Raw genomic sequence first — 26,538 nt, 5'->3', positions numbered from 1 at the left:
ACATCACCGCCAGAATTCCCGAAAAGCGCTATGGTGCTGTATTCGCTGTTAAAACTACGTTAAAACCCCCTGCCGGGCTTTGCCAAAAAAGTCATTACTCTATTTTTGTATCTTTGCACACTTTTAGTAAATCTGTATAATCTGATATAATACGCCTGACACAAATGAGTTTGAAGGATAAATTGGACTTACAACGGCTACCGAAACATATTGCCATCATTATGGATGGGAATGGCCGTTGGGCAAAAGAGAGGGGACAAGACAGGCTGTATGGGCATCATGAAGGAGTGGAGAGTGTGCGGACAATAGTGGAGGCCTGTGCAGAACTTGGATTAGGCTACCTGACCCTATACGCATTTTCAACCGAAAACTGGGACCGCCCAGTTTACGAAGTGAATGGCATCATGGAATTACTGGTAAACACTATCCGAAAAGAAGTGAATACTCTTTCTAAAAATAATATCAGGCTGAATGTGATCGGGGACCTGGGAATGTTACCTCCTCAGGCAAAACAGGAAATGGAGGAAGCCATCGCGCTTACCAGCCATAATACTGGATTGACCCTTGTCATGGCCCTTAGCTATAGTGCCAGATGGGAAATCGTGAATGCGGCCAAAAAAATAGCAGCTGATGCGCAAAAAGGAACCCTGGACCCAGCAACACTTACAGCGAATGTTTTCGAGAATTATCTCTGTACAGCTGGCATGCCAGACCCTGAATTAATAATCCGGACCAGTGGAGAATGCAGGATTAGTAATTTCCTCTTATATCAACTGGCATATGCGGAACTGTATTTTACAGAAACCCGTTGGCCGGATTTCCGCAATGAGAATCTTTACGAAGCCATCTTAAATTACCAAACCAGAGAAAGGCGTTTTGGCAAAACAAGCGAACAAATTCAGCAGAATGAAGAAATTATTTCCTAAGGGCCTACTGGCTATAGCAATTTGTTGTGGCGCAGGGATGCGTGTATCCGCTCAACAGAAGGATACCATTCCGCCAGCTCCAACACCTGCTAATCCACAGGTTGAATTTCCCAGCAATGTGGGTACACCGCAACAATACGAGATTGCCGATATCACAATTGCCGGTACACAATACCTCGATAAGTCTTTGCTGCTGTCTCTGTCCGGCCTAAGTGTAGGCGACAAAGTAGTATTCCCAGGTGGCGACCAGTTCGCAAAAGCCCTGCAAAGCTTATGGTCTCAGCGCCTGTTTGCCGGTGCTTCCATCAACGTTACCAAAATTGAAGATGGCAAAATCTGGCTGGAAATAGAACTCGTCGAAATGCCACGTATTGGTAGCTTCTCATTCAAAGGCATCAAAAAAACTGAAGCTGACGAAATCGCCAACAAAGCCGGCCTTCGTAAAGGGAATGTCGTAAGTGAAGGCGTTAAACAAAACGTAATCGGTACTGCACACAAATATTACGCAGATAAAGGCTATGGTAATGCTACCGTAGAAGTTAACCAGCGTATAGACAGTAGCACCATCAATACTGCTATTATCGTGTTTACGGTTGATAAAGGAAATAAAACCCGTATCAACAATATCAACATCGTTAATAACTACCACCTGACGGATAATAAGCTGAAAAAACGCATGAAAGGTACTAAGGAGATGACACACATCACCCTGTATCCTGACAAAGAAGTGATTTATAAAGATTCTATTCCACAAGAAGGTGATTTCTGGACAACCTACGGTTTCCTGCAACCTACCAGAGTTCTGGAAGAACTGGATCCTTATTTCCGCTTTAAACTCTTCAGCTCTGCCAAGTTCAATGAAGGAAAGTATATCGAAGATAAAGGCAAGCTCATAGCCTATTATAACAAGAATGGTTATAGAGATGCGTTGATCGTAAAAGATACTACCTATAAATCTGCCAATAAAAATCTCAACATCGATATCGATGTTTCTGAAGGTAAAAAATACTATTTCGGTGATATTACCTGGAAAGGTAACGTAAGATACTCCGACTCTATACTCACCAAAATGCTGGGTATTAAGAAAGGTGATGTCTATAACCTGGAATTGCTGGAAAAAAGAATCGGTAAGCAAATGTCGCAGGAAGGTGGTGATATCACCGGAGCGTACATGGATTATGGTTATCTCTTCTTCCAGATCGATCCGGTTGAAACAGCCATTCATGGTGATACCATCGATTATGAAATCAGATTACGTGAAGGTCCGCAGGCAACCATTAAAGAAGTACGTATCGCTGGTAACGAAAAAACCAACGAACACGTAATCCGCCGTGAGCTGCGTACTATTCCAGGTGAGAAATTCTCCCGTGCAGATTTGATCCGTTCTAACCGTGAGATTGCAAACCTCGGCTTCTTCAACCCTGAAAAAATCGGTATGAACCCGGTGCCTAACGTACAGGATGGTACTGTGGATATCGATTATACCGTGGAAGAAAAAGCAAACGACCAGCTGGAGCTTTCCGCAGGTTGGGGTGGTTATATCGGTCTGACAGGTACACTGGGTGTTACCTTCAATAACTTCTCGCTGCGTAACATCTTCAAGAAAGAAACCTGGGATCCGTTACCAAGTGGTGATGGCCAGAAACTTTCCTTGCGTGTATCCTCTAACGGTAAAGCATATCGCTCTTACAACTTCTCCTTTACTGAGCCTTGGTTAGGTGGTAAGAAGAGAAATCAGTTCTCTGTAAGCTTCTACAGCAGCTACCAGAATCCATATGCCTACAACGATTATTACAAACAGTTATATAACGATACTACTACCTCACCAAATGGTAGCTTCCGCGTACTGGGTGCTTCCGTATCGCTGGGTAAGCAGTTGAAATGGCCTGATGACTATTTCTCTCTGATTTACTCTGTGAACTATCAACAGTACAGACTGAAGAACTATAACTACTTTGGTATTCCTGGATTCTCCAATGGTAATGCCAATAACATCAACTTGAAACTGACCCTGGCTCGTTCATCTGTGGACCAACAGATCTTCCCGCGTAGTGGTTCCAGCTTCATGTTGTCTGGTCAGTTTACTCCTCCTTATTCTCTGTTCAATCCTGATAAGGACTATAAGGCAGAACCAATTGCAGAACAATTCAAATTTATCGAGTACCAGAAATATCGCTTCAATGCAGAGTGGTATGTGCCTTTGAGCAAACCAGTGGGTAGCGATAACAAAACTTTCGTGTTGAAAGTGGCGGCTAAATTTGGTTATATCGGCCGTTACAACAACCGTACTACCTTGTCGCCATTCGGTCGCTTTGAGCTGGGTGGAGATGGTTTGAGTAACTTTGCGATCTATGACCGTGATATCATCTCTCAGAGAGGTTATCCGGTGTATTATACCTCCAATCCTAGTGTAAATCCAGAAAGCGGTCAGCCAGCAGGATACGAAGGATTCACTGTATTTAATAAGTACGTGATGGAGTTACGTTATCCATTCAGTCTGAATCCAAGTTCCACCATTTTTGGTCTGGCCTTCCTGGAAGCTGCAAACGGATATCGTGATATCCAGGATTATAATCCATTTAGATTACGTCGTTCAGCAGGTTTGGGTATGCGTTTCTACCTGCCGATGTTTGGATTGCTCGGGTTTGATTATGGTATAGGATTTGACAGACTGCAACCTGGACAAGGTTTGAAGAATGCGGCTAAGTTTACCTTTATGCTCGGCTTCGAACCTGAATAATGTGAAAATAAATTATATATTGCAGGAATTAACCGGAACAAACCGGATGCAGTTAAAATCCATTGTAGCATGAAAAAACTATTTATTACAGCAGCTATCGTATTGGCTGCAGCGTTTGGCGCCAACGCACAGCGCTATTGTGTGATAGATACAAAATATATCCTTGATAATATACCTGAATACAAGGATTCGCAGAAAAAACTGGATGCAGTTGCAGACCAATGGCAGAAAGAGATTGACGCGAAGTTTCAGGAGGTAGATAAGATGTATAAGTCTTATCAGGCGGAGCAAGTAATGCTCACCGAGGAGTTGAAACATAAGCGTGAAGATGAAATAGTGGCGAAGGAGAAGGATGCCAAGGACCTGCAGAAGAAGCGTTTCGGTTATGAAGGAGATCTTTTCAAGAAAAGAGAAGAGTTGGTTAAGCCTATCCAGGACAGAGTATATAACGCTATTCAGAAGCTGGCCGCCAGCAGAATGTATGATTTTGTACTTGATAAGTCAGGAGGGGTAACATTGATTTTCTTTGATCCGAAATTGGATAAAAGTGATGATATTTTGAAATCACTCGGTGTGAAAAAATAAACTGGCACCTATTTTTAACTATAAGTATTAGATTTTAAACACAGACAACATCATGAAGAAGTTCGTTATTATTGCTTTTGTGGCAGTATCTGGTTTGTTTAGCGTAAACGCAATGGCACAGGCTAAAATAGCGCATATCAATGCTCAGGCACTGGTTACGGCTATGCCTGAAACTGCAAAAGCAGAAACTGAATTACAAACTTTCGCTAAAAGTCTCGAAGGAGATGGTAAAGCGATGTACGATGAGTATCAGAAAAAAATGCAGGAGTTCAATGATAAAGCAGCCAGCATGACTGATAACATGAAAGAGATCAAAGCTAAAGATCTGCAGGATATCCAGAAAAGAATCCAGGATTATAGCGATGCTTCTCAGCAAAAAATCCAGGAAAAACAAGCTGCTCTGCTGAAACCTATCTACGATAAAGCACGTAAAGCTATCGAAGATGTAGCTAAAGAAAAAGGTTACGGTTATGTAATCGACAACAGCAATGGTATGTTACTGGTTGCTCCAACTGGCGATGATATCCTCGCTTCAGTTAAAACCAAACTGGGTATTAAATAATTGAATTTCAATATATTACGAATGGAATGTGGAATTCCCACATTCCATTTTTAATTTTGACGGCCATGTGAAATAGAGATTTTTGGGATTTTTTTCGCTTTTCAAATAATTTCTGCTACCTTTGCCTTCCGTTTTAAAAAACAGCTCCTCCTTCGTCGGAGGTTTTAGTAATAGTACAGGTAAAAACAAAAAAAAGAAATGAAACGTACTTTTCAACCGCATAACAGACGCAGAAAGAGCGTTCACGGCTTCAGAAAGAGAATGGAAACTGCCAATGGCCGTAAGGTACTGGCTTCCCGTAGGGCTAAAGGTCGTAAGAAGCTGACTGTTTCTGACGAGCGTAAGCTGAAATAATTAGTAGCTAAATACTATTTGCCATAAAGACTTATTCTTTTAAAAAGGAAGAAAGGCTAAAAAGCAGGAAACTTATTGAAACGCTTTTTCGTGAAGGAAAAGCGTTTTCTATTTTTCCTTATCGTGTCGTTTACATGCCGCTGGACAAGCTGCCGGTAAATGGATACCCTGTGCAAGTAGGATTTAGCGCCTCTACCCGTAAATTCCCCCGCGCAACAGATCGTAACCGCATCAAACGCCTTAGCCGCGAAGCCTGGCGCATGCAAAAACAATCCCTCTACGATCAACTCAATAGCCAATCCCGCAAAATGGCCGTATTTCTTGTCTATACAGATAAAAATATAGCGCCCTTTTCCACCATACACAGCAAAATTTCGGTAATTTTAAAGAAACTGGCAGCAACCGGTAATTCTTCTGAAATACCTCCTGCCACCCATTCCTAATCTTGATAAAAGCTGTTTATGAATCGTGTAGTGCGTTGGCTGGGCTTACCATTTATATTCCTCATCAAATTATACCAATGGATAATCTCCCCCTGGCTGGGAGCTAAATGCCGTTATACTCCTTCCTGCTCCGCTTATGGACTAGAAGCACTGAAAAAATATGGCCTCTTTAAAGGTGGCTTTCTTACTATAAAACGTATCTTGTCCTGCCATCCCTGGGGTGGCCATGGGTACGACCCAGTGCCATAACAAGCCAACGATTATTTTTTCATCTTACCACCCGCTATTGATATGCGTAACTTTTTTCGCCAAAAAAGGAAACTCATCACCGTCCTAAGTGTGTTACTTATCACATCGGTAGGCATATTCGCCTTCGACGAAAACAATAAATACTTCCAGATCGCTAAAAACCTCGATATTTTCGCCGCTTTCTATCATGAGCTGGATACTTACTACGTAGATGATCTTCCGCCCGAAAAAACCATCCAAAAAGGGATTTCCGCCATATTGGACGAAACCGACCCTTTTACGGACTTTATTTCCGAAGATAACCTCGATGACCTAAAATACATGGCCACCGGTAAATACGGCGGCGTAGGGGCATCTATCAACACAAATGGCGAATGGACCAGTATAAGTGATATCTACCCAAACAGCCCAATGGATAAAGCCGGCGTTAAACCTGGTGATATCATCCAAACACTCGACGGCCGATCCATGCAAAATATTCCGCAAGACAGCGTAAGCAAAATGCTCAAAGGAACACCAGGCACCTCCCTCGATATCGTTTTCAAAAACCCTATCAACGGAACCACTACCAACAAAAAGATCGTACGTCAGGAAATCAACGTAAAACCTGTGTCTTATTCAGGTTTTGTGAAAAACGATATCGGCTATATCAAAATGACCCAATTTACCGAGTCCAGTGGCGACCAGGTACGCAAAGCTTTTGAACAACTCAAACAAACCAATCCTGCTATGAAAGGCATCATCCTTGACCTCAGAGGTAATCCAGGCGGATTACTCGATGAAGCCGTGGTGGTAGCCAACATATTCGTAGATAAAAATAAACTCATCGTCAGCACCAGAGGAAAAGTGAAAAACTGGGATCGTTCCTATGAAACGCCAGGAACACCAGTGGATGTACGGATTCCGTTGGCAGTCCTAACAAGCAGATCATCTGCCTCTGCATCAGAAATTGTTGCTGGTTCTATGCAGGACCTGGATCGTGGTGTTATCATCGGGCAGCGTTCTTATGGAAAAGGATTGGTGCAAACAACACGCCAGCTGCCTTATAACACCAAGCTGAAAGTAACTACTGCTAAGTATTACACGCCTAGCGGCCGCTGTATACAAGCTATCGACTACTCTCGCCGCAACGATGATGGTAGTGTAGACTATGTACCGGATTCACTTCGTAAAACGTTCAAAACTGCTGGTGGTCGTACGGTGAAAGATGGCGGTGGTATTGAGCCAGATGCAAAAGTAGATCCTATGTATCTCAGCCAGGTGGCCGTTACGCTTTTGCGTAAACAGTATATCTTCGATTATGCTACGCAGTATTACTACAAGCATAAGCAAATCGCTGCTGCATCTGCCTTTAAACTGACAGAACCAGAATTCGATGAGTTTGAACATTACCTGGATTCCAAGGACTACAGCTACAAAACCCGTAGTGAAGATGCTTTAGAGACATTCAAAAGTACTGCTCAGAAAGAAAAATATTATGATGCTGTTTCAAAAGATCTTGAGCAACTGGAACAGAAACTGAAGCACGATAAAAAACAAGATCTTCTTAAAAATAAAGATGAGATCAAACGATTGCTGGAAGAGGAAATCGCCAGTCGGTATTATATGATGGAAGGCCGTATTGCCAAAGGACTTGTCAATGATAGTGACGTGAACAAAGCAATTGGTATTTTATCTGATCCTTCTGCTTATAAGCAATTGCTATCTACCAGCTCACTGAATTAATATCTCACTAAAAGATTGAATCGTCCTTGAAAAAGTTGACGGTTAAATAATTATCCCGGTTGCCTTTGGCGGCCGGGATTTTTCCTTCTATGGAGGCTTTCTGGAGTTTTAAAGTTCAACGCCAGGTGAGGCCTTTTGTGATTGTAGGTATAAATCGATTGGTCGATTATTTTTTTGGTATTACCAGCCGATGCCCTGATTTCATCCAATAAGAACTCTTCCTTGATAGTGCGGTTCATTCTTTCGGCCAGTGCATTTTCATATGGATCTCCATTTTCAGTCATGCTGATTCTCAGATTGGCGCCTACTGCTATATCGGTATACTCTCTGCTGCAATATTGTAGCCCTCTATCAGAGTGATGCACCAATGTGTGCTTATATATTCTGGCCTGTAAGGCCATTTTGAGTGCAGGTACCATACTACTGGCTTCCATTCCGTTACTAACGCTGTACCCTACTATTTTTCGGCTATAGGCATCCGTTATCATATTGAGATACATATTGCCTTCCGTGGTTTTAAGATAAGTTATATCCGTGACCCACAGTTGTTCTGGCTTAGTAATAACCAATGTTTTAGTTAGATTAGGATATTTCTTTAACCAGTGCTTTGAGTTGGTTGTACGTGTATATGTTTTCCTGGGCCTTATTAACAGATGTTCTGCTCTTAAAAAATTAAATAATGTATCTCTTCCCATTTTAATGGATTGCTTATCCATTAATGGTTTTATTAGATAATATAGTTTACGGGTACCCAATCGCGGCATAATGCCTCTGATGCTCATTACCTGATCTCTAACGACCTTCAGGTCTTCTAAACGCCGGACCCGATCAGCCCTGTTTTTATAATAGGCTTGCCGGGTATATCCCAACAAGCTGCATATCCCACTGATACCTATGAGTTTGGCTTGGTATTGGGCTTGCTGGACTGTTCGGGCGAATACTTTTTTCTAATATCCGTATTTAGCATTTCATCTGCTATATCGATAGCTATATTCAGCACTTTCACCTTTTCCTTCTCCTTTGCCAGCAAAGTTTCTAGCTCTTTAATACGTTGTTCAGGTGTTTTTTGATTAGACATAGTAGGTAGTTCTTTCCAGTCTAAGTTACTATGTTTTTTAAACCATTTTGACACTGTACTACTTCCCTGAATGCCATATTTTGTACTTGCTTGTCTAAAACTAAGCTCCCCTCTTTCTATTTCTGACACTATTTGCAATTTTAGGGAGAGGCTATAATTTCTTTGGCTACGGCGATCACTGCCGGGTATTCGATATCCCATTGGTAAGTTACTTCAATGTCAACTTATTTTAGGACGGGACACATAAATAACAAAGGGGGAGGACTACCGGTCTTCCCTCTTTGTTATTGCGGTATCTCGCAAATACGGGTGCCGTTTATACTTCGTTCTTGCATTATTGCCCGATAGTTTTTATATTAACCAATCATCAATTTATCACCTAAACAAAAGGGTAATCATGCCAGTAAATTCCAACGAAAACTCTCGCCGGAACTTTATCAGCAAATTTGCCAAAGGAGTAGTAGGCGCTTCCATGTTGCCTACGATACTAACGGCAGCGGATAAACGACGAAACATTCAGTCACTCTCACGTCTAAACGAAAAATACGGCCCTAATGACCAGATCAACGTAGCATTGATCGGGGCTGGTGGTATGGGTACCGCTGATGCAAACACCGCTATTACTGTACCGGGCGTAAAACTGGTAGCAGCCTGCGATTTGTATGATGGTCGCCTGGCTGATGCAAAAAAGAAATGGGGAAATGATATCTACACTACCCGTAATTACAATGAAATTCTTGACCGCAAAGATATAGATGCGGTAATCATTGCTGTACCTGACTTCTGGCATAAGGAGATCTCTGTGGCAGCGATGAACAAAGGAAAATCTGTTTACTGTGAGAAGCCGATGGTACATGATATTACCGAAGGCCCGGCAGTGGTAGATGCACAACAGCGTAACAAAGTTGTTTACCAGGTAGGTAGCCAGGGTATGAGCTCTCTCGGTAACGAAAAGGCCAGGGAATTACTCAAGGATGGCGCTATTGGTAAACTGAATTACGCAGAAGGTTTCTGGGCACGTATGTCGCCAACAGGCGCCTGGCAATATCCAATTCCTGCGGATGCTTCTACTAAAACAGTGGATTGGGATATGTACCTGAAACATGCGCCTAAGCGTGATTTCGATCCATTACGTTTCTTCCGCTGGCGCAATTACCGCGATTATGGTACCGGCGTTTCTGGTGATCTCTTCGTACACCTCTTTTCCAGCCTACATTTTGTAACTGGTTCCATTGGACCTGAGAAAGTAATGGCTACTGGTGGTTTGCGTTACTGGAAAGATGGAAGAGAAGTGCCAGACATCATGCTGGGTATGTTTGATTATCCTGAAACGGCTGTTCATCCGGCGTTTAATCTTTCACTTCGTGTCAATTTCGTAGATGGTACTGGTGGCACCAATTACTTGCGTATGGTGGGCAGCGAAGGTTCAATGACAGTAGAATGGGATAAGGTAACCCTGCTCAGGAACCGTAATGAGGTGGATGCCAATGATCCGCTGAATGCAGGCAAGAAGAATACCAGCGGTGGAAAATCGTATGTCTATGACCGTAAGACAATGTTAGACCCAGACAAGCTGATATATGCAGCAGAAGACGGTTATAAAGGTGCTCATTTCGATCACTTCTATAACCTGTTCAACGCCATGCGTAATAATGGTAAAGTAGCAGAAGATCCTTTATTTGGTTTCCGTGCAGCCGCGCCTGCATTGCTTTGCAACGACAGCTACTTTAGTAATAAGATCATTCGCTGGGACCCTAATAATCTTAAAGTTATCAGCTAACAAAACAGGAACATTGATATGAAAAAATTAATCGTACCCGTACTTTCAGTATTGACGATTGCCGCCAGTTCTTGTGGTAATGGCAGCGCCAGTACTGCTAAAGATTCTACTACTGTAAAAACAGATTCAGTTAGCGCACCTGCGGAAGAAGCAGCGAGCACAGATAACGTTTTAAGTGATGCGGAAAAAACAGGTGGATGGGTTTTATTGTTCGATGGTAAAAGTAAAGATGGCTGGAGAGGCTATAAAGGCAAACCTACTGAAACCTGGGTGGTGGAAAAAGGTTTGCTGCATTGCCTTGGAAGTGCTACTGATAAAAGTGATAAACGCGCTGATCTGACTACAGCCAAAGAATACGAAAGCTTTGAGCTGGATGCTGACTGGAAGCTGTCGCCGAAAGGTAACAGCGGCATTCTTTACCTGGTAACAGAAGAATTTGATGCGCCTTATTTAAGTGGTCCGGAATATCAGATCATCGATGATAAGAACTTCCCGGAAAAGTTGGAAGACTGGCAGAAAACTGGCGCTAACTACGCAATGAATCCACCATTGGTAGCGGCTTCTAACCCAATTGGAGAATGGAACCATACCAAGATCATTGTCAATAAAGGCCATGTTGAACATTGGCTGAATGGTCAGAAAACGGCTGATTATACCATTGGTAGTGAGGAGTGGAAAAAGAATAAAGCGACAGGTAAGTGGAAAGATGCCAAAGGCTATGGGGCAGCAAAGAAAGGTCATATCTCTTTACAAGATCATGGAAGCGAGATATGGTTTAAGAATGTAAAGCTGAAAGAACTACAATAGAATTTACAGCATAAAAAAATAGGGTTGACTAATAAGCGAACAGGTCTTTTTAGTCAGCCCTTTTTTTATTTTTCAGGTAGATGATTATCGTTTGTTGCGATAGAAAGCAGTGTTGTAGGACCTTGCTACCAGTTTGTAATCTTTTGACTGAAGATACTTATAGAGCGGGCCTTCCAGGGAGTCGGACACATCGCTCATGAGATCTTCTACGAGTACGAATTCAGGTCTGTATTTTTCCCAGTTGTTGGATTGAAGAACTTGGAGGTCGAGGCCTTCTACATCTACAGAGAGGAAGTCGATTTTTTTGCCTTCAGGAAGATGTTTATCGAGGATTTCGGAGAGGGTAACTGTTTCCAGGTCTCTGACGTCTACGATTTTATAATTGTTGAGGCCATCTTTTGTTTTGGCTTCTTTTTCGGAGAAGGTATTGAGAGCGGGTTCGTTGAAGATATAGAATTTGAGTACTTGTTTTTGGTCTGATACGGGTACTTCAAGGTTGATATCTTCTGGGCGGATTTTGCGGAAAGCTTCCATGCTTCCGGGCATGGCGTCTACGTTGATGCCGCGCCATCCGTCGAGGTAGAAGCGGTAGGTATTGGAGAATCGGATAGGGTGATGGGCGCCGATATCGACGAAGAATCCTTCTTTTCTGTTATCGAAGAACCTTCGGAGGATCATGTCTTCACCTTCCTGAGCGAAGGAAAACTGGCTATGGCGAAGGTTATCGACGGTAAAGTTTTTAAGAAAACGGCGGATCTTTTTGAATTTAGCGTTGCCGGAACTGTTATTTGTCATGGAAGTCATTGTCTGGCTACAAGATATAAAAAATCCTCCGGGCAACATTACCTGGAGGATTTTCGGAGTGAGTTATCATTAAGCTTTTTCGAAGCGCTCGTTGATAGTTTTCCAGTCTACTACGTTCCAGAAAGCAGCCAGGTATTCAGGGCGGCGATTCTGATATTTCAGGTAGTAAGCGTGTTCCCAAACGTCAACACCGAGGAGAGGAGTGCCTTTAACTTCAGCAACATCCATCAGCGGGTTGTCTTGGTTAGGAGTGGAAGTTACTTCCAGTTTGCCGTCTTTCACGATGAGCCATGCCCAACCTGAACCGAAGCGAGTAGCGCCGGCAGCGTTGAATTTTTCTTTGAAAGCGTCGAAAGAACCGAAGGTGCTGTTGATAGCATCAGCCAATTTACCAGTAGGCTGGCCACCAGCGTTAGGTGCCAGGCTAGTCCAGAAGAAGCTGTGGTTCCAATGACCACCACCGTTGTTTCTAACAGCAGGGGAGATTTTACCGGCATTAGCTACCAGCTCTTCCAGGGATTTATTTTCGTTATCTGTACCAGCGATAGCCTTGTTCAGATTGTCTACATAAGCCTGGTGGTGCTTACCATGGTGGATTTCCATAGTCAGTTTGTCGATATGTGGTTCTAACGCGTCTGTAGCGTATGGTAAGCTCGGAAGTGTAAATGCCATAACTAAATGTTTTATGGGTTTATAATATAATTTTAGAGATAGTCGCCAAATTTACTGCCTATCTGGCTAAAAATCAATTTAGAATTTCAATAGGCCGATCAATTATATTGATATAATTGTTAATTGTAAAAATGGCGGGGCTTGCTCATATGAAATTTTATTTTAAATTTACATGTACTCGGTTTAACAGGACGTAACAACAGGCAGTTTTCGTGTATGCCTGACAGTTGTGAGTTACCTATTGTTTGTTTAAAACGTTTAGTATGCAGACAGCCTCTGATTTAGGGCAAAACTTTTCCCTCTCCACCCTGCAAAAGGAGAACGATCAATTAAAGAAGCGCGTGCAATGGCTGGAAGGAATCCTGCATCATGCGCCTGCCATGCTTTACAGTTATGATAATAACAAGAAGACTATTACCTGGTGCAACCAGGGATTGGCAGAGGCTTTCGGTTATATGCCGGAAGAGATGATCGGCTTGGGAATGGATTTTTTCAGGAACATAATGCATCCGGACGATTTTAAGTTAGCTACTGTTGCCCAGCAATCGTTCCGTAATAATAAACGACAGTTTGGGGGTGTTGCCCGTGTAAAAAAGAAGGGCGAATCTTCTTACCGTTGGATATTAGGACTGGAAGTTCCATTTACACATAACGAAAACGGGGAAGTTGTGGAGATTATCTGTGCTTTCCTGGACCTTACTGGCGCTATGGACACCAACGTAGCGCTGACAGAAGCATTGTCTGAGATTTTGCGTAAGCAAAATGAAAACCTGCTGAATAAGTTAACCGCACGCGAAAAAGATATTCTTGCACTTGCTGTGAAAGGCTTGAATAATAAGGAAATAGCCACTACGTTGAATCTTAGCCGTTATACCGTAGAAACTCATCGAAAAAATATCCGACTGAAACTGAAAGTTAGAAATAGTACAGAATTAGTATCCCTCGCTAGGAAAATAGGTTTCCAATAAGATGATCTTTTGTTAAAATACTATCAGTTTTGAGCACTTCTTTCTCTTGAATGAATAAATGAGAATTTTTACAATACATATTAAAAATATTTAATATAAAGCGTATTTTTCTGACAACCAAAGACTAAGGAACTCAAAGACATGAACCGGCGCTGCTAAACTTTGCTAAAAAAGTTCCAAAAATACCCAAGGTTGGGTATTTGCTCGTTTTTGAATCTCCACTAATTTAGTATAATAATATTATGTATGTTTTTTAAACATACTTATATGATTATTGGCTGAAACACCCCTATCACTATGATAACCGAGGAAAGAGCATTCTATATTTTGCAACTGGAACAAACGGCTACTGCTGAAGAAATAGTGGCACGTTATGAAAGTTTGAAGGATCAGTATCGAAAAATAAAAGATGATACAGAAGACCTGAGAACCCGGCTTGCATATCAATTGAAACAAATTGAACTGGACGACGTATTTATATTTTTCAGAAGAAAACAAAGGATATAACTAGGCTTACTTGATTTTCATTCATCGTATATTTTAAGCTCAGTTTTTCATCCATTGTTTGTCTTCTTACAAACATTTACTTCTCTTGTAACCCTTTGTTTTTCTGTCAACCCACGATGGCAGTACCTTTTTATTGCTTATATTTACTACTTATACCTACCTAAACTATATTTTTATGCCATTCGTACCTTATTTATTAGGATTCATTGTTCTAATGGTGCTATTGTCCTGTTTTGTTACTGTACAACAGGGTACTATTGCTGTAACCACCATCTTCGGGAAGTACAACCGCATTCTATTCCCTGGTCTTAACTTCAAAATGCCTGTAATTGAAAAGGTATTCAAACGTGTTTCAATCCAAAACCGTTCAGTAGAGTTAGAATTCCAGGCAATTACCATTGACCAGGCTAACGTTTACTTTAAAGCAATGCTGTTGTATTCTGTTTGGAACCAGGAAGAAGAAACGATTAAAAACGTAGCTTTCAAGTTCATGGACGAAAGAAGCTTCATGCAGGCACTGGTACGTACTATCGAAGGTTCTATCCGTGGTTTTGTAGCAACGAAAAGACAATCTGAAGTACTGGGACTTCGCCGTGACATCACCGAACACGTAAAAGAACAAATCGATAAAACTTTGGAAGACTGGGGATATCATTTGCAAGATCTTCAGATGAATGATATTACTTTTGATGAAGCCATTATGAAATCAATGGCGCAAGTAGTAGCTTCCAATAACCTGAAAGCTGCTGCTGAAAATGAAGGTCAGGCTTTACTGATCACTAAAACCAAAGCTGCTGAAGCGGATGGTAATGCGATCAAAATTGCTGCTGAAGCAGAACGTCAGGCGGCGCAGCTGCGTGGTATGGGTGTCGCCCTCTTCCGTGAAGAAGTGGCCAAAGGTATGACCATGGCCGCTAAAGAAATGCAGCAGGCTAACCTCGATACCTCTGTAATCCTCTTCTCTATGTGGACAGAAGCCATTAAACATTTCGCTGAAAATGGTAAAGGCAACGTTATCTTCCTGGATGGTTCTTCTGAAGGAATGGAGCATTCCATGAAACAGATGATGGGCATGCATTCTCTGATGGAGCCAGGACAAAAGAAATAGTCATTATCTCAATAGAAAAAGCCCGTTTCTACCTGGTAGAAACGGGCTTTTCGTTTATTAAGATGTTAACGTTATCTTCTGGATTCGAAGAAAGTTTTCATCAGTGTCAGACTCTCTTCTTTGCAAGGACCCTGTTCCAGTTTTGTTTTGGGATGAAACGGTGATTTCTCTCCTGTGGCCCTTCTATAACTATTTTTATCATCTGCGGCTGCATATACGATCCTGCCAATTTTGCTCCAGTATAGGGCGCCGGCACACATGAGACATGGTTCGACGGTCACATACAATGTAGCATCCATGAGGTATTTACTACCGAGTGTATTAAATGCAGATGTTAAGGCGATCATCTCTGCGTGAGCGGTACAATCATTTAGTTTTTCTACAAGATTATATCCTCTGCCTATAATACGGTTATTTAACACCACCACAGCGCCAATGGGAACCTCTCCATCTTCAAAGGCTTTACGGGCCTCATTCAGCGCCTGTTTCATAAAATACAGATCATCCATATTACAGCATGATTATTTGATCATCTCCAGAAATTCGTCTTCTGTAAGAATTTTAATAGTATTGATTTTTTTCGCTTTTTCCAGTTTACTACCGGCATCTTCTCCAACAATCAGGTAATTCAGTTTGCTGCTTACGCCACTGAGAATTTTACCACCGTGTTGTTCTACCATCTCTTCTGCGTCGCTGCGTTTCAGTTTTGCGAGCGTACCAGTGAAGAGGAATGTTTGTCCGCTTAACTCACCGATACCGACACTGGCAGTTTTGGTGTTTTCCATGTTAAGACCTAGTTCTGCCAGCTTTTCCAGCATATGTAAGTTATCCTCATTACTGAAAAATTGCAGGATGGAACCAGCTACTTTAGGGCCGATATCTTCCAGTGCAAGAATTTGTTCTTCGGTAAAGTTTTTCAGGTCCATTACGTTGGAAACTGCGTTGGCTAAGGTTTTGGCAGTAGTTTCACCAACATATCTAATACCTAAGCCAAAGATGAGGCGATGTATTGGCTGTGTTTTGGATTGCTCAATAGCTGTTTGCAAGTTACTGAGTGATTTCTTTCCAAACCCTTCCAGGGAGCCGATCTTATCGAAGTCTAACTGATAAATCCCAGGAATATCTTTCAGTAATTGCATGGAGAAAAACTTACGCACATTGCTTTCGCCAAAGCTCTTAATATCCATGGCATCTTTGCTGACGAAGTGAATGATACGTTCTACTACCTGGGCTTCGCAATTAATATTCACGCAACGCCAAACGCTTTCTCCTTCTGGTTTAAAGAGTTTATCATGACATACGGGGCAATGTGTAGGAAATACTATTTCCGTTTCGCTGCCGTCGCGCATATCAGCATTGGATTTCACGATGTAAGGAATAACGTCGCCAGCTCTTTCTACCAGTACGGTATCACCGAGTTTAAGATCTTTTTCACGGATAACATCTTCATTAAACAGAGAGATGGAGGAGACTGTTACGCCGCCGATATGAACAGGATCAATCTTGGCTACAGGCGTGATTGAACCGGTGCGGCCTACCTGGAATTCTACTGCGCGCAGTTTGCTGGTAGCCTGGCGCGCCTTGAATTTATAGGCGATGGCCCAGCGTGGGTGGTGAGTAGTCATGCCCAGCTTATCTTGGAGCGCATAATCATTCACTTTGATTACCATGCCGTCGATTTCATAAGGGAGATTATCCCTTTCATTTTCGAACCACAATACATAATCGATTACTGCCTGTACACCTTTAACTACTTTCTTTTCTTTGGCCGGACTTCTGAATCCGAGTGTGTTAAGGAGGTCCAGCGTGCCACTATGGGTTAGCAGTTGTGCAGGTTCTTGTTTGCCTGGCTCCATGGTATGATAGCTCATATGATAGAGGAAGGCTTCTAGGCCGCGTTTTGCCACTTCTGCGGTATCTTTCATACGTAAGGATCCTGAAGCAGCATTGCGTGGATTTGCCAGTGGTGGCAGGTTTTCAGCGATTCTTTTTTCGTTGAAAGCTTTGAAAGTATTTTTATTGATTAATACTTCACCACGTATCTCTATTTGCTGAATACCATAGTTGGAGAACTTAGCAGAGAGTGGGATGGTGCGTATTTGTTTGATATTATTGGTAATATCTTCCCCTGCAACGCCGTCGCCGCGGGTAGCACCACGCGTAAGCATATCGTTTTCGTATATGAGGGAGATACTGGCGCCATCGAATTTAGGTTCGATGCAGTATTCAATTTCCTGGAGGCCAGCTGCTTCGCGGGCTTTGCGGTCCCAGTCGATCAGGTCATCTGCGTTGTAGGAGTTCTCCAGGCTAAGCATGGGAACGAGGTGCTGAACGGTAGGGAATTCTTCTGTGAGGCCGCGTGCTACGCGTTGAGTAGGGCTATCCGGACTAATGCGGTCAGGGTTTTCCTTTTCCAGTTTTTTGAGCCATGCAAACAGTTGATCATATTCATAATCGCTGAGAACAGGGTCACTTTGCACGTAATAACGCCAATCATTATACGTAATAACGCGGCGTAAAGCTTCCAGGGTTTCATCAATGGAATCCAACAGCTGCTGTTGCTGGTGATTGGCCAGCAGTTTTTTGGCGAGCTGATCGAGTGTAATTTCTATATCTTTTGTATACATATAAATAATACTGAGCCGTAAAAATAAACTTATCTTTTCTGACAGCGAAGGCCGACAAGTGCTGGAACAAAAAAAACTCTGTTAATTATTAAAAATGTGATATTTTTTTCTTTAGTTTGACTAAACAATCTATAAAGCAAGAAATTTACTGTAATTCCACGTTTCTATGATGTCTTCCATGTCCACAAAGAACATCAATACACACCTTATTGAAATAAAGGATTATTTCAAGGTCGCCATTTCTGTCGACTGCGTCATTTTTGGCTTTAATAATGATGAGCTGAAGGTATTACTGATAGAGTCGGATCTAAAAGAATTCAAGGGGCGATGGTCGTTGTTAGGCGATATCGTAAGGCCCGAAGAAGAACTGGACGAGGCGGCCTATCGTGTATTGAAAGAGCGTACGGGGTTGGATAATGTGTATATGGAGCAAGTGCAGACCTTTGGCGCGATACAGCGTCACCCGGCTGGTAGAGTGATAACAGTAGCCTATTATTCGCTTGTAAATATTGAACACGTAGAGCTGAAAAGCAGTAACAATGAATTACACTGGCATAGTGTAAAAGATGTACTGGATATGGCTTTTGACCATAAACAGATTTTAGATACCTGCCATGAGCGTTTGAAGCAGCAGGTGATGGTACAACCTATCGGCTTTAATTTGTTGCCCAAGAAATTCTCCTTACGTGAATTACAGAATCTTTATGAAGCTATTCTGGATGTGGAGCTGGACAGGCGAAACTTCCGTAAGAAGTTCCTTTCCATGGATTTGCTGATGGACCTCAATGAAGAGGAGGAGGATGTGCCACATCGTCCGGCGAAACTCTATAAATTCAATTTTGATAAGTACGATCAGCGGAAAAAGCGCTATCTGGGGATCGGTTTTTAATTCGCGCGCCCTGATATTTTTTTCTCCATTACTTAGGGTAAACTTTACTTTTCCTGTTAAAATAAATTAGCATTCAAATCCTTTGCAGTAAAGGGTTAGGGGGCGTTTGTCCCTATTTTTTCATTTCAGGGGTTTATTTTCAAAAAAGCGAGCGAAAAAGTTTGTTTTTAACAAAAATTTAATTAAGATTGTGTAAGATATACACATCCTAAGAAAATCATCGGTAGATGATTGTGCCAATAGATATTTTTTGAGCAACGATGTAGTGACCAAAATGTAGAAGTTTCCTTGTTATTCAGCAGAGTTTTTTCTCTCTAATTCATCTTACAAATAATAAATAATTAAAATTTTTCTATAGTTGATTTTATAATTCCACGTTATGAAACGAAAAGGCTGCTTTGCACTTTTGCCAGGTGTCTTTTAATTTTTGATTTCTTTAGTATAAATCCCCTGTCTGTAAAGGCAGGGGATTTTTTTGCTCGTTATTATTAGGAGAGGAAATGGATTGCAATGCTTGCAGAGATGAGGCAAAGGCCTTCACTCGTTCAATTTTATTATCTCACATAATGAATTTCTATATTTTGTTTTTTTAAAAAAATCCCGCGCTCTCCTTAATCAATCTCACTAAAAACTACCCTACATTAAGCGTACTGCTACCTACTTCCTCATTTTTAGAAATCTATCCAAAACAATCCTTGGCAAGAGCGTTTCACTGCACTACAGTCATGCATTGTGCGAGAAAACCGGTAAATTGCAGATTGCACCAGCGGGTGCGCTATAAATCAGGTTTATTATATGTCGTATACACCAAAAAACAAGGTTCGCATAGTAACTGCCGCCGCACTATTCGATGGTCATGATGCTGCAATCAACATCATGCGTCGTATAATGCAGGCAAAGGGCGCTGAAGTGATTCATCTCGGCCATAACAGGTCTGCTGCAGAAATTGTGGATTGTGCCATCCAGGAAGATGCACAGGGGATTGCTGTTACCTCTTATCAAGGGGGACACGTAGAGTTCTTTAAGTACATGTATGACTTATTGAAAGAAAAAGGATGTGGGCATATCAAGATCTTTGGCGGTGGCGGAGGAACAATCCTTCCTTCCGAACTGGATGAACTCCATGCTTATGGTATCGCACGACTCTATTCTCCTGATGATGGCCGCCAGATGGGCCTCGAAGGTATGATCGAAGATCTGATCAACAGATGCGATGTAGCTGTAACGCCGCTGCCAGAAGGCAAAGGCGGAGAAGATACCGCACAACTGAGAAAAGATAAAAATGCCAAACTGATTGCGAGAGCTATCAGCTTAGCGGAGAATGATATGCCAGTAGCACTGCTGAGCGCACGTAAAACTCGTACAGCCGTTACCGTTGATCAAGGCGAAACTACACTCACTACTACCGCACCTTCAGAAGGCTTGCCAGTACTGGGTATTACAGGTACCGGTGGTGCTGGTAAAAGTAGTGTAACAGATGAACTGGTACGTCGTTTTCTCAACGCCTATACCGATAAAACGATTGCAGTTATTTCTGTGGACCCTTCCAAAAAGAAAACAGGCGGCGCACTTCTCGGCGACCGTATCCGCATGAATAGCATTCATCACCCTCGCGCTTATATGCGCTCCCTTGCTACTAGAGAGAGTGATAAGGCCATCAGTGAACATATCCAGGAAGCTATCGACATCTGCAAAACAGCAGCTTTTGACTTTATCATCCTGGAAACCTCTGGTATAGGACAAAGCGATACCGCCATCACGGACTATTGTGATGTCTCCCTGTATGTGATGACGCCAGAATATGGTGCTGCTTCTCAGCTGGAGAAAATCAATATGCTGGATTATGCAGATGTAATCGCGATCAACAAATTCGATAAAGCCGGCGCCCTCGATGCCTTGCACGATGTACGCAAACAATATAAACGTAACCATAACCTCTGGACAGCGAAAGATGAAGAGCTGCCTGTTGTAGGTACAATCGCATCCCAGTTTAATGATGCAGGCATTAACCTGTTATTTGAACGGGTGATGGAAAAAGTTCAGGAGAAAGCAGGTATTGCTTTTGGCGAAATCCGCCATGAGAGCCTGAAGTCAACTACTACTAAGTCACAGATCATTCCTCCGGCACGTGTACGCTATCTCGCAGAGATTGCAGAAAGCATCGACGACTATAGCAAATGGGTGGATGAACAATGTAAGCTGGCATCTCAGCTATATCAGCTGCAGGGCGTAATGAAACTGCAACTGGATAACGTACAGCTCAACGCACTCAATGATATCAAATCACATCTGGAAAAAGAAATCCATCCTGAATGTCTTAAACTGATTGAAGGATGGCCTGCTATTGTACAACAGTACACCGCAGATTTCTACGAATTTAAAGTGCGTGATAAAATAATTAAACTGCCTTTATTTACGGAGAGCCTGAGCCATAGCCGGATTCCAAAGGTTAGTCTGCCTAAATACAGCGACTGGGGCGATATTCTCCGTTGGCAGTTAACCGAAAACTTACCGGGCGAATTCCCTTATGCAGCAGGCGTATTCCCGCTCAAGCGTGAAGGTGAAGACCCTACTCGTATGTTTGCTGGAGAAGGTGGGCCAGAAAGAACAAATAAACGCTTCCATTATGTGTCATTAGATCAGCCAGCAAAGCGCTTGTCTACTGCATTTGACAGCGTGACACTGTATGGGGAAGATCCGGCGGTACGTCCGGATATTTATGGAAAAATTGGTAACTCCGGCGTAAGCATTGCTACCGTTGATGATGCCAAGAAATTGTACAGTGGCTTTGATCTTTGCGATCCTAAGACCTCCGTATCCATGACTATCAACGGCCCTGCGCCTATACTGCTGGCCTTTTTCATGAATGCGGCCATTGATCAGCAGTGTGAAAAATATATCAAGGAAAATGGTCTGACCGAAAAAGTGCAGGCTACCATTAAAGATAAATTTAAAGATTATCCTTTACCACACTACAACGGTGATCTGCCGGCCGGTAATGATGGACTGGGACTCGCGTTGCTGGGGATTTCTGGCGAAGAGGTGTTGGATAAAGAAGTATATGCGAAGATCAAAGCACATGCCTTAAGTACAGTAAGAGGTACCGTGCAGGCAGATATCTTAAAAGAAGATCAGGCACAGAATACTTGTATATTCTCCACAGAGTTTGCATTGAAATTAATGGGAGATGTGCAGGAATATTTCATTGATCAGAAGGTAAGAAACTTTTATTCAGTAAGTATTTCGGGTTACCATATTGCGGAAGCGGGTGCAAATCCGATTACACAGTTGGCCTTCACGCTGGCTAATGGTTTCACTTATGTGGAATACTATCTGAGCAGAGGCATGAATATCGATGATTTTGCACCGAATCTTTCGTTCTTCTTCAGTAATGGTATGGACCCTGAATATGCGGTGATTGGCCGTGTTGCCCGTCGTATCTGGGCGAAGGCTATCAAGAATAAATACAAAGGAAACGATCGTTCACAGAAACTGAAATATCATATCCAGACCAGCGGTCGTAGTTTGCATGCGCAGGAAATAGACTTCAATGATATCCGTACTACATTGCAGGCACTGTATGCGATCTATGATAACTGTAACTCATTGCATACAAACGCTTACGATGAGGCCATTACTACGCCTACAGAAGAAAGCGTACGCAGAGCGATGGCAATACAGCTGATTATCAACAGGGAGCTGGGTACTGCTAAAAATGAAAACCCGATTCAAGGTTCCTTCTTCATCGAAGAACTGACCGACCTGGTTGAAGAAGCTGTACTGGCTGAATTCCATCGTATTACAGAACGCGGCGGTGTATTAGGTGCTATGGAAAGAATGTATCAGCGTAACAAAATACAGGAAGAAAGCCTCTATTATGAATCACTGAAACATACTGGCGAATATCCAATTGTAGGTGTGAATACTTTCCTGAATAAAAATGGTTCTCCTACGGTGATTCCTGCGGAGGTAATCCGTTCTACAACTGAAGAGAAACAATTCCAGATCAAAACACTGGAGACCTTCCAGCATCGTCATCAGGCGAAGCGTGAAGCAGCACTGAAGCATCTGAAACAGGTAGCGGTGAATAACGGTAACTTGTTTGATGAGCTGATGGAGACTGTAAAACATTGCTCGCTTGGGGAGATCACCCATGCCTTGTATGAGGTGGGAGGGCAGTACAGACGTAATATGTAATTTTTTTCTCGCAAAGCAGCATAAGCAGCAAAGCAGCGGAGGATTGTGTTTTGTTCATCGAGTGGAATCCCGCTCTGGTCAATAAACATAAGTCTTGGCTGCTTTGCTGCTTATGCTGCTTTGCGAGAAATAATAAAATATGTAAATCGATTTAGCAAATCCGGAAAACTTTTTTATTTTACATCTTCATAAACATTAAAACAGTATGGTTGCAAGGAGAGATTTTCTAAAAAACAGTGCCCTGCTGGCAGGAGCTGCAAGTATAGGATTACCGAAGACAGTGTTTGGATGGGATGGTTATACTGGGCAGCGTCCACCAGTGGCGCAGCGTAAGTTTACCAGCGAAGCGGTAGAAAAAACTATAGTAACAGTAAAAAAACAAATTGCCGACAACAAACTTGCCTGGATGTTTGAGAACTGTTTCCCAAACACCCTGGATACTACTGTTAACTTCAAAGTAATTGACGGAAAACCGGATACATTCGTTATCACTGGCGATATCAACGCCATGTGGTTACGCGATTCATCTGCACAGGTATGGCCATATCTGGCGCTGGTGAAAGACGACAAAAAATTGCAGCAGCTAGTACAAGGTGTTATTCACCGTCAGGCTAAATGCATCCTGATAGATCCTTATGCCAATGCATTCAACGACGGTCCTACTGGTAGTGAATGGGAAAAAGATCTGACTGATATGAAGCCTGAACTGCATGAACGCAAATGGGAGATCGATTCTCTCTGCTATCCGGTTCGACTGTCATACCATTACTGGAAAAACTCCGGTGATGCTACTGTTTTTGATGAACAGTACAAAAAGGCTGCACAACTGATTGTGAAAACATTCAAAGAACAACAACGTAAAGATGGCAAAGGACCTTATAAGTTCCAACGTGTTACTGCCTGGCAGTCAGACACTGTGCCTAATGCGGGTTGGGGTTCTCCTATGCTGCCTGTAGGACTGATCGTTTCTATTTTCAGGCCTTCAGATGATGCTACTGTATTTCCTTTCCTGATTCCTTCCAATATGTTTGCCGTGGTGTCGCTGCGTCAGCTGGCAGAAATCAGTGAATCTGTTTATAAAGATGATGCCTTTGCGAAGGAATGTCATGCCCTGGCTGATGAGGTGGACCGCGCCATTAAAGCCTATGCCATCGTGGAGCACCCGAAATTGGGCCATATGTATGGCTTTGAAGTAGATGGTTACGGCAATCGTTTATTCATTGACGATACCAACGTGCCTAGTCTGCTTTCTATTCCTTATCTAGGCTACACTACCGCGGAAGATCCACTGTATCAGGCTTCCCGCCACTTTGTATGGAGTACTTTCCATCCGTGGTATTATCAAGGTAAGTTTGGTGATGGTATTGGTAGCCCGCATACTGGCGAAAACTACATCTGGCCAATGAGCATCATCATGAAAGCATTGACCAGTCATGATAAAGAGGAGATCGCCGCTTGTATCAAAACATTGCGTAACACCGACGGTAACACAGGATTCATTCATGAGTCTTATCAAAAAGATGATCCTACCAAGTATACACGTAAATGGTTTGCATGGGCTAATACTTTGTTTGGAGAACTGATACTGAAAGTGAGCAATGAGTATCCTGAGCTGTTGAAGCGTCAGTATTCTATCTAATATTCACAACAATAGTATAGGGAGCAAAGACCCAGAGATTTAAATATCTTTGGGTTTTTGCTCCCTTTTTCATGTATATAACCCAATACAAATGACCTTGGAAGAGATATACCAACAGCGGATTAATACGCTGACGACTACAATTACAGATGAAAAGATCCGCCTCAGCAGATTGGGCTGGTTACGGTTATTTTCATTCCTGGTGGCCGGTTATGGCTTTATTCAGTATTTCAGGACAGATTATGTGATCTTATTGCCACTGGGGTTCATCGGTCTCGTATTATTTGGGTGGCTGCTAAAAGCCTATTTACGCCTGCAAGATAAATTGGAGCTAAATAAAGCCTTGCTTTCCTTGAATGAGAAGGAATTGGCGCTGGTGATATCTAATGTTGCTGGTTTTGATGATGGGGCAAGATATGTAGATGAAAAACATGATTTTACCAGTGATCTGGATGTATTCGGCCATGCTTCTATCTATCAGCATATCAATCGTACAGGGAGTATTTCTGGCAGTAATTTGCTGGCGGATAGCTTACGTAATCCTTTAAGTCAATCAGCAGATATTGTGGCGGTGCAGGAATCCTTGAAAGTCTTGGCGCCAGCATTGGAATTCAGGCAGCTGTTGTCGGCTACGGCCACTTTATCAGGAGAAGAACAGAGTGACAAGAAAGAAATCAACCTTTGGTTGCAGATGCCGTTGGAATTTCTGGGTAAACGTTTCTGGCAGGTGGTAAGATGGGGGGCGCCGGTGTTAATGATAAGTGCTATTGTCGTATATGCGTTGACGGGAGTATATGTTTGGGCGTTGATAATGTTGCTGGTAAACTATATGCTGTTGTTATCGGCACAGAAGCAAGTATTGGCACAACATAACCTGATGGCGCATAAGGCGCGTATCCTTGGTAAGTTTGATGCTATTCTTCAGGTTATCAGAGAGGCGTCGTTTGGAAATGCACAATTACTAAAGGAGCAACAGGAAATTGCCAACCAGGCGGGTACCGCATTACGCAAATTAGGCAAGATTGCCGGGGCACTGGACCAGCGTATGAACTTGTTGGTAGGCTTTGTGCTGAACCCTGTAGTGATGTATGATCTTCATTGCATAACAGGGTTGGAGAAATGGAAGCAGCAGTATAAGGATCAATTGAATCAATGGCTGGAAGTTGTTGCCCAGCTGGAAGTATGGAATAGCTTGGCTACATTTTCCTTTAATCATCCCGAATACTGCTGGCCTGTAGCATCTGATGGTAAGTTACAGCTGGAGGCTATAGCTTTGGGGCATCCTTTGATCCCTGCATCGGAATGTGTGGCCAATGATGGCAGCGTAGGTGTAAAAGCAGATTTCCTGATCATAACAGGGTCCAATATGTCTGGTAAGAGCACCTTTTTACGCAGTGTAGGCAGTAACCTGTTACTGGCTATGGTAGGTGCGCCGGTATGTGCAAAGGAATTCAGTTTCGTACCTATGGGCATCATGACGTCTATGCGTATTAAAGATTCTATCGCTAGTCATACCAGTTACTTCCAGGCGGAGCTGCTGCGGTTGCAGCATATTATTTCGGCGTTAAAAACGGGAAAAAGAGTGTTTGTGTTGTTGGATGAGATATTAAAGGGAACCAATTCCGAAGATAAGTTATCCGGTTCTCGTAGTTTGATAGAGCACTTCATACAATATGAGTGTCTGGGAATGATAGCCACGCATGACCTGGAGCTCGGGCATATGGAAGATGCCTATCCAACGAGGATAAAGAATTACTGCTTTGAGAGCACTATTCAGGACGATCATTTATACTTTGACTACCGGATCAGGGAAGGTATTGCGAGGAATAAGAATGCGACTTTCCTGATGAAACAAATGCAGATCATCTAGCTATATAA

General features: G+C 42.6%; 23 protein-coding genes. 17 read left to right on the top strand and 6 right to left on the bottom strand.

The features are described 5' to 3' along the window. Window positions 1–164: 164 nt before the first annotated feature. The 8 genes from ACE38W_RS20760 (at window position 165) to ACE38W_RS20725 (ending at window position 7,584) form a co-directional block, all read left to right on the top strand. Window positions 165–926, top strand: a complete 762-nt coding sequence (locus ACE38W_RS20760) for an isoprenyl transferase (protein ID WP_375834134.1) — start codon at window positions 165–167, stop codon at window positions 924–926. Next, entirely contained in the window at window positions 907–3,666 is a 2,760-nt protein-coding gene (locus ACE38W_RS20755) for an outer membrane protein assembly factor (RefSeq protein ID WP_375834131.1), read from the top strand. Before ACE38W_RS20760 ends, ACE38W_RS20755 begins: the two co-directional genes overlap by 20 nt. A 69-nt stretch (window positions 3,667–3,735) precedes the next feature. Further along, entirely contained in the window at window positions 3,736–4,251 is a 516-nt protein-coding gene (locus ACE38W_RS20750; protein ID WP_375834129.1) for an OmpH family outer membrane protein, read from the top strand. Window positions 4,252–4,303: 52 nt separating this feature from the next. Next, the gene (locus ACE38W_RS20745) at window positions 4,304–4,813 is read left to right on the top strand and encodes an OmpH family outer membrane protein (protein ID WP_375834126.1); all 510 of its coding nucleotides are present in this window, start codon (window positions 4,304–4,306) and stop codon (window positions 4,811–4,813) included. 198 nt (window positions 4,814–5,011) lie between these two features. Continuing rightward, the gene (rpmH, locus tag ACE38W_RS20740) at window positions 5,012–5,167 is read left to right on the top strand and encodes a 50S ribosomal protein L34 (RefSeq protein ID WP_012788729.1); all 156 of its coding nucleotides are present in this window, start codon (window positions 5,012–5,014) and stop codon (window positions 5,165–5,167) included. Between the two features lie 11 nt (window positions 5,168–5,178). Next, window positions 5,179–5,610: a ribonuclease P protein component gene (locus ACE38W_RS20735; protein ID WP_375834322.1), complete on the top strand. Its 432-nt coding sequence runs from the start codon at window positions 5,179–5,181 to the stop codon at window positions 5,608–5,610. 18 nt (window positions 5,611–5,628) lie between these two features. After that, window positions 5,629–5,859 (top strand): membrane protein insertion efficiency factor YidD, encoded by a 231-nt coding sequence (gene yidD, locus ACE38W_RS20730; protein WP_375834120.1) that lies wholly within the window; start codon window positions 5,629–5,631, stop codon window positions 5,857–5,859. Between the two features lie 42 nt (window positions 5,860–5,901). Then, complete coding sequence (locus tag ACE38W_RS20725; protein ID WP_375834117.1) at window positions 5,902–7,584, top strand: S41 family peptidase; 1,683 nt, start codon at window positions 5,902–5,904, stop codon at window positions 7,582–7,584. 50 nt (window positions 7,585–7,634) lie between these two features. Here the strand turns inward: ACE38W_RS20725 and ACE38W_RS20720 are convergent, their stop codons facing one another. Both ACE38W_RS20720 and ACE38W_RS20715 read right to left on the bottom strand, forming a co-directional pair. Beyond that, the gene (locus tag ACE38W_RS20720) at window positions 7,635–8,453 is read right to left on the bottom strand and encodes an IS3 family transposase (RefSeq protein ID WP_375834114.1); all 819 of its coding nucleotides are present in this window, start codon (window positions 8,451–8,453) and stop codon (window positions 7,635–7,637) included. A 23-nt stretch (window positions 8,454–8,476) separates the two neighbouring features. Further along, window positions 8,477–8,791: a hypothetical protein gene (locus tag ACE38W_RS20715; protein ID WP_375831153.1), complete on the bottom strand. Its 315-nt coding sequence runs from the start codon at window positions 8,789–8,791 to the stop codon at window positions 8,477–8,479. Window positions 8,792–9,059: 268 nt separating this feature from the next. Here ACE38W_RS20715 and ACE38W_RS20710 point away from each other — a divergent pair, with 268 nt between their 5' ends. Together ACE38W_RS20710 and ACE38W_RS20705 are read left to right on the top strand one after the other, a co-directional pair. After that, window positions 9,060–10,442: a Gfo/Idh/MocA family protein gene (locus tag ACE38W_RS20710; protein WP_375834112.1), complete on the top strand. Its 1,383-nt coding sequence runs from the start codon at window positions 9,060–9,062 to the stop codon at window positions 10,440–10,442. A gap of 18 nt (window positions 10,443–10,460) precedes the next feature. Beyond that, complete coding sequence (locus ACE38W_RS20705) at window positions 10,461–11,249, top strand: DUF1080 domain-containing protein (RefSeq protein WP_375834109.1); 789 nt, start codon at window positions 10,461–10,463, stop codon at window positions 11,247–11,249. Window positions 11,250–11,333: 84 nt separating this feature from the next. On the opposite strand, the gene ACE38W_RS20700 is transcribed toward ACE38W_RS20705, so the two are convergent. Further along, window positions 11,334–12,044, bottom strand: coding sequence for an FkbM family methyltransferase (locus tag ACE38W_RS20700; protein ID WP_375834106.1), 711 nt, complete (start codon window positions 12,042–12,044; stop codon window positions 11,334–11,336). Window positions 12,045–12,122: 78 nt separating this feature from the next. Beyond that, on the bottom strand, window positions 12,123–12,725 hold the full coding sequence (locus ACE38W_RS20695) for a superoxide dismutase (RefSeq protein ID WP_375834103.1): 603 nt from the start codon (window positions 12,723–12,725) through the stop codon (window positions 12,123–12,125). Between the two features lie 263 nt (window positions 12,726–12,988). On the opposite strand from ACE38W_RS20695, the gene ACE38W_RS20690 reads away from it, so the two are divergent. The 3 genes from ACE38W_RS20690 (at window position 12,989) to ACE38W_RS20680 (ending at window position 15,308) form a co-directional block, all read left to right on the top strand. Then, window positions 12,989–13,693 (top strand): LuxR C-terminal-related transcriptional regulator, encoded by a 705-nt coding sequence (locus tag ACE38W_RS20690; protein WP_375834100.1) that lies wholly within the window; start codon window positions 12,989–12,991, stop codon window positions 13,691–13,693. Window positions 13,694–13,990: 297 nt separating this feature from the next. Continuing rightward, the gene (locus tag ACE38W_RS20685) at window positions 13,991–14,200 is read left to right on the top strand and encodes a hypothetical protein (RefSeq protein ID WP_375834097.1); all 210 of its coding nucleotides are present in this window, start codon (window positions 13,991–13,993) and stop codon (window positions 14,198–14,200) included. A 175-nt stretch (window positions 14,201–14,375) separates the two neighbouring features. Beyond that, window positions 14,376–15,308: an SPFH domain-containing protein gene (locus ACE38W_RS20680; RefSeq protein ID WP_375834094.1), complete on the top strand. Its 933-nt coding sequence runs from the start codon at window positions 14,376–14,378 to the stop codon at window positions 15,306–15,308. A 71-nt stretch (window positions 15,309–15,379) separates the two neighbouring features. Here the strand turns inward: ACE38W_RS20680 and ACE38W_RS20675 are convergent, their stop codons facing one another. Further along, entirely contained in the window at window positions 15,380–15,817 is a 438-nt protein-coding gene (locus ACE38W_RS20675) for a nucleoside deaminase (RefSeq protein WP_375834091.1), read from the bottom strand. 12 nt (window positions 15,818–15,829) lie between these two features. Further along, complete coding sequence (ligA, locus tag ACE38W_RS20670; RefSeq protein ID WP_375834088.1) at window positions 15,830–17,935, bottom strand: NAD-dependent DNA ligase LigA; 2,106 nt, start codon at window positions 17,933–17,935, stop codon at window positions 15,830–15,832. 178 nt (window positions 17,936–18,113) lie between these two features. Here ligA and ACE38W_RS20665 point away from each other — a divergent pair, with 178 nt between their 5' ends. The 4 genes from ACE38W_RS20665 (at window position 18,114) to ACE38W_RS20650 (ending at window position 26,530) form a co-directional block, all read left to right on the top strand. Beyond that, entirely contained in the window at window positions 18,114–18,824 is a 711-nt protein-coding gene (locus ACE38W_RS20665; protein ID WP_375834085.1) for an NUDIX domain-containing protein, read from the top strand. A gap of 795 nt (window positions 18,825–19,619) precedes the next feature. Further along, window positions 19,620–23,021: a methylmalonyl-CoA mutase family protein gene (locus ACE38W_RS20660; RefSeq protein ID WP_375834083.1), complete on the top strand. Its 3,402-nt coding sequence runs from the start codon at window positions 19,620–19,622 to the stop codon at window positions 23,019–23,021. Window positions 23,022–23,226: 205 nt separating this feature from the next. Next, window positions 23,227–24,660 carry a glycoside hydrolase family 125 protein gene (locus ACE38W_RS20655; protein ID WP_375834080.1) on the top strand — a complete coding sequence of 478 codons (1,434 nt, stop codon included), beginning with the start codon at window positions 23,227–23,229 and terminating at the stop codon, window positions 24,658–24,660. A 91-nt stretch (window positions 24,661–24,751) separates the two neighbouring features. After that, on the top strand, window positions 24,752–26,530 hold the full coding sequence (locus ACE38W_RS20650; protein WP_375834077.1) for a hypothetical protein: 1,779 nt from the start codon (window positions 24,752–24,754) through the stop codon (window positions 26,528–26,530). Window positions 26,531–26,538: the final 8 nt, after the last annotated feature.

Origin of the sequence: Chitinophaga sp. Hz27 (assembly GCF_042263525.1) — a bacterium.
Taxonomy (GTDB): Bacteria; Bacteroidota; Bacteroidia; order Chitinophagales; family Chitinophagaceae; genus Chitinophaga.
The sequence above is the reverse complement of the archived record's forward strand: the minus strand, read 5'-3'. Positions and strand labels throughout refer to the sequence as shown.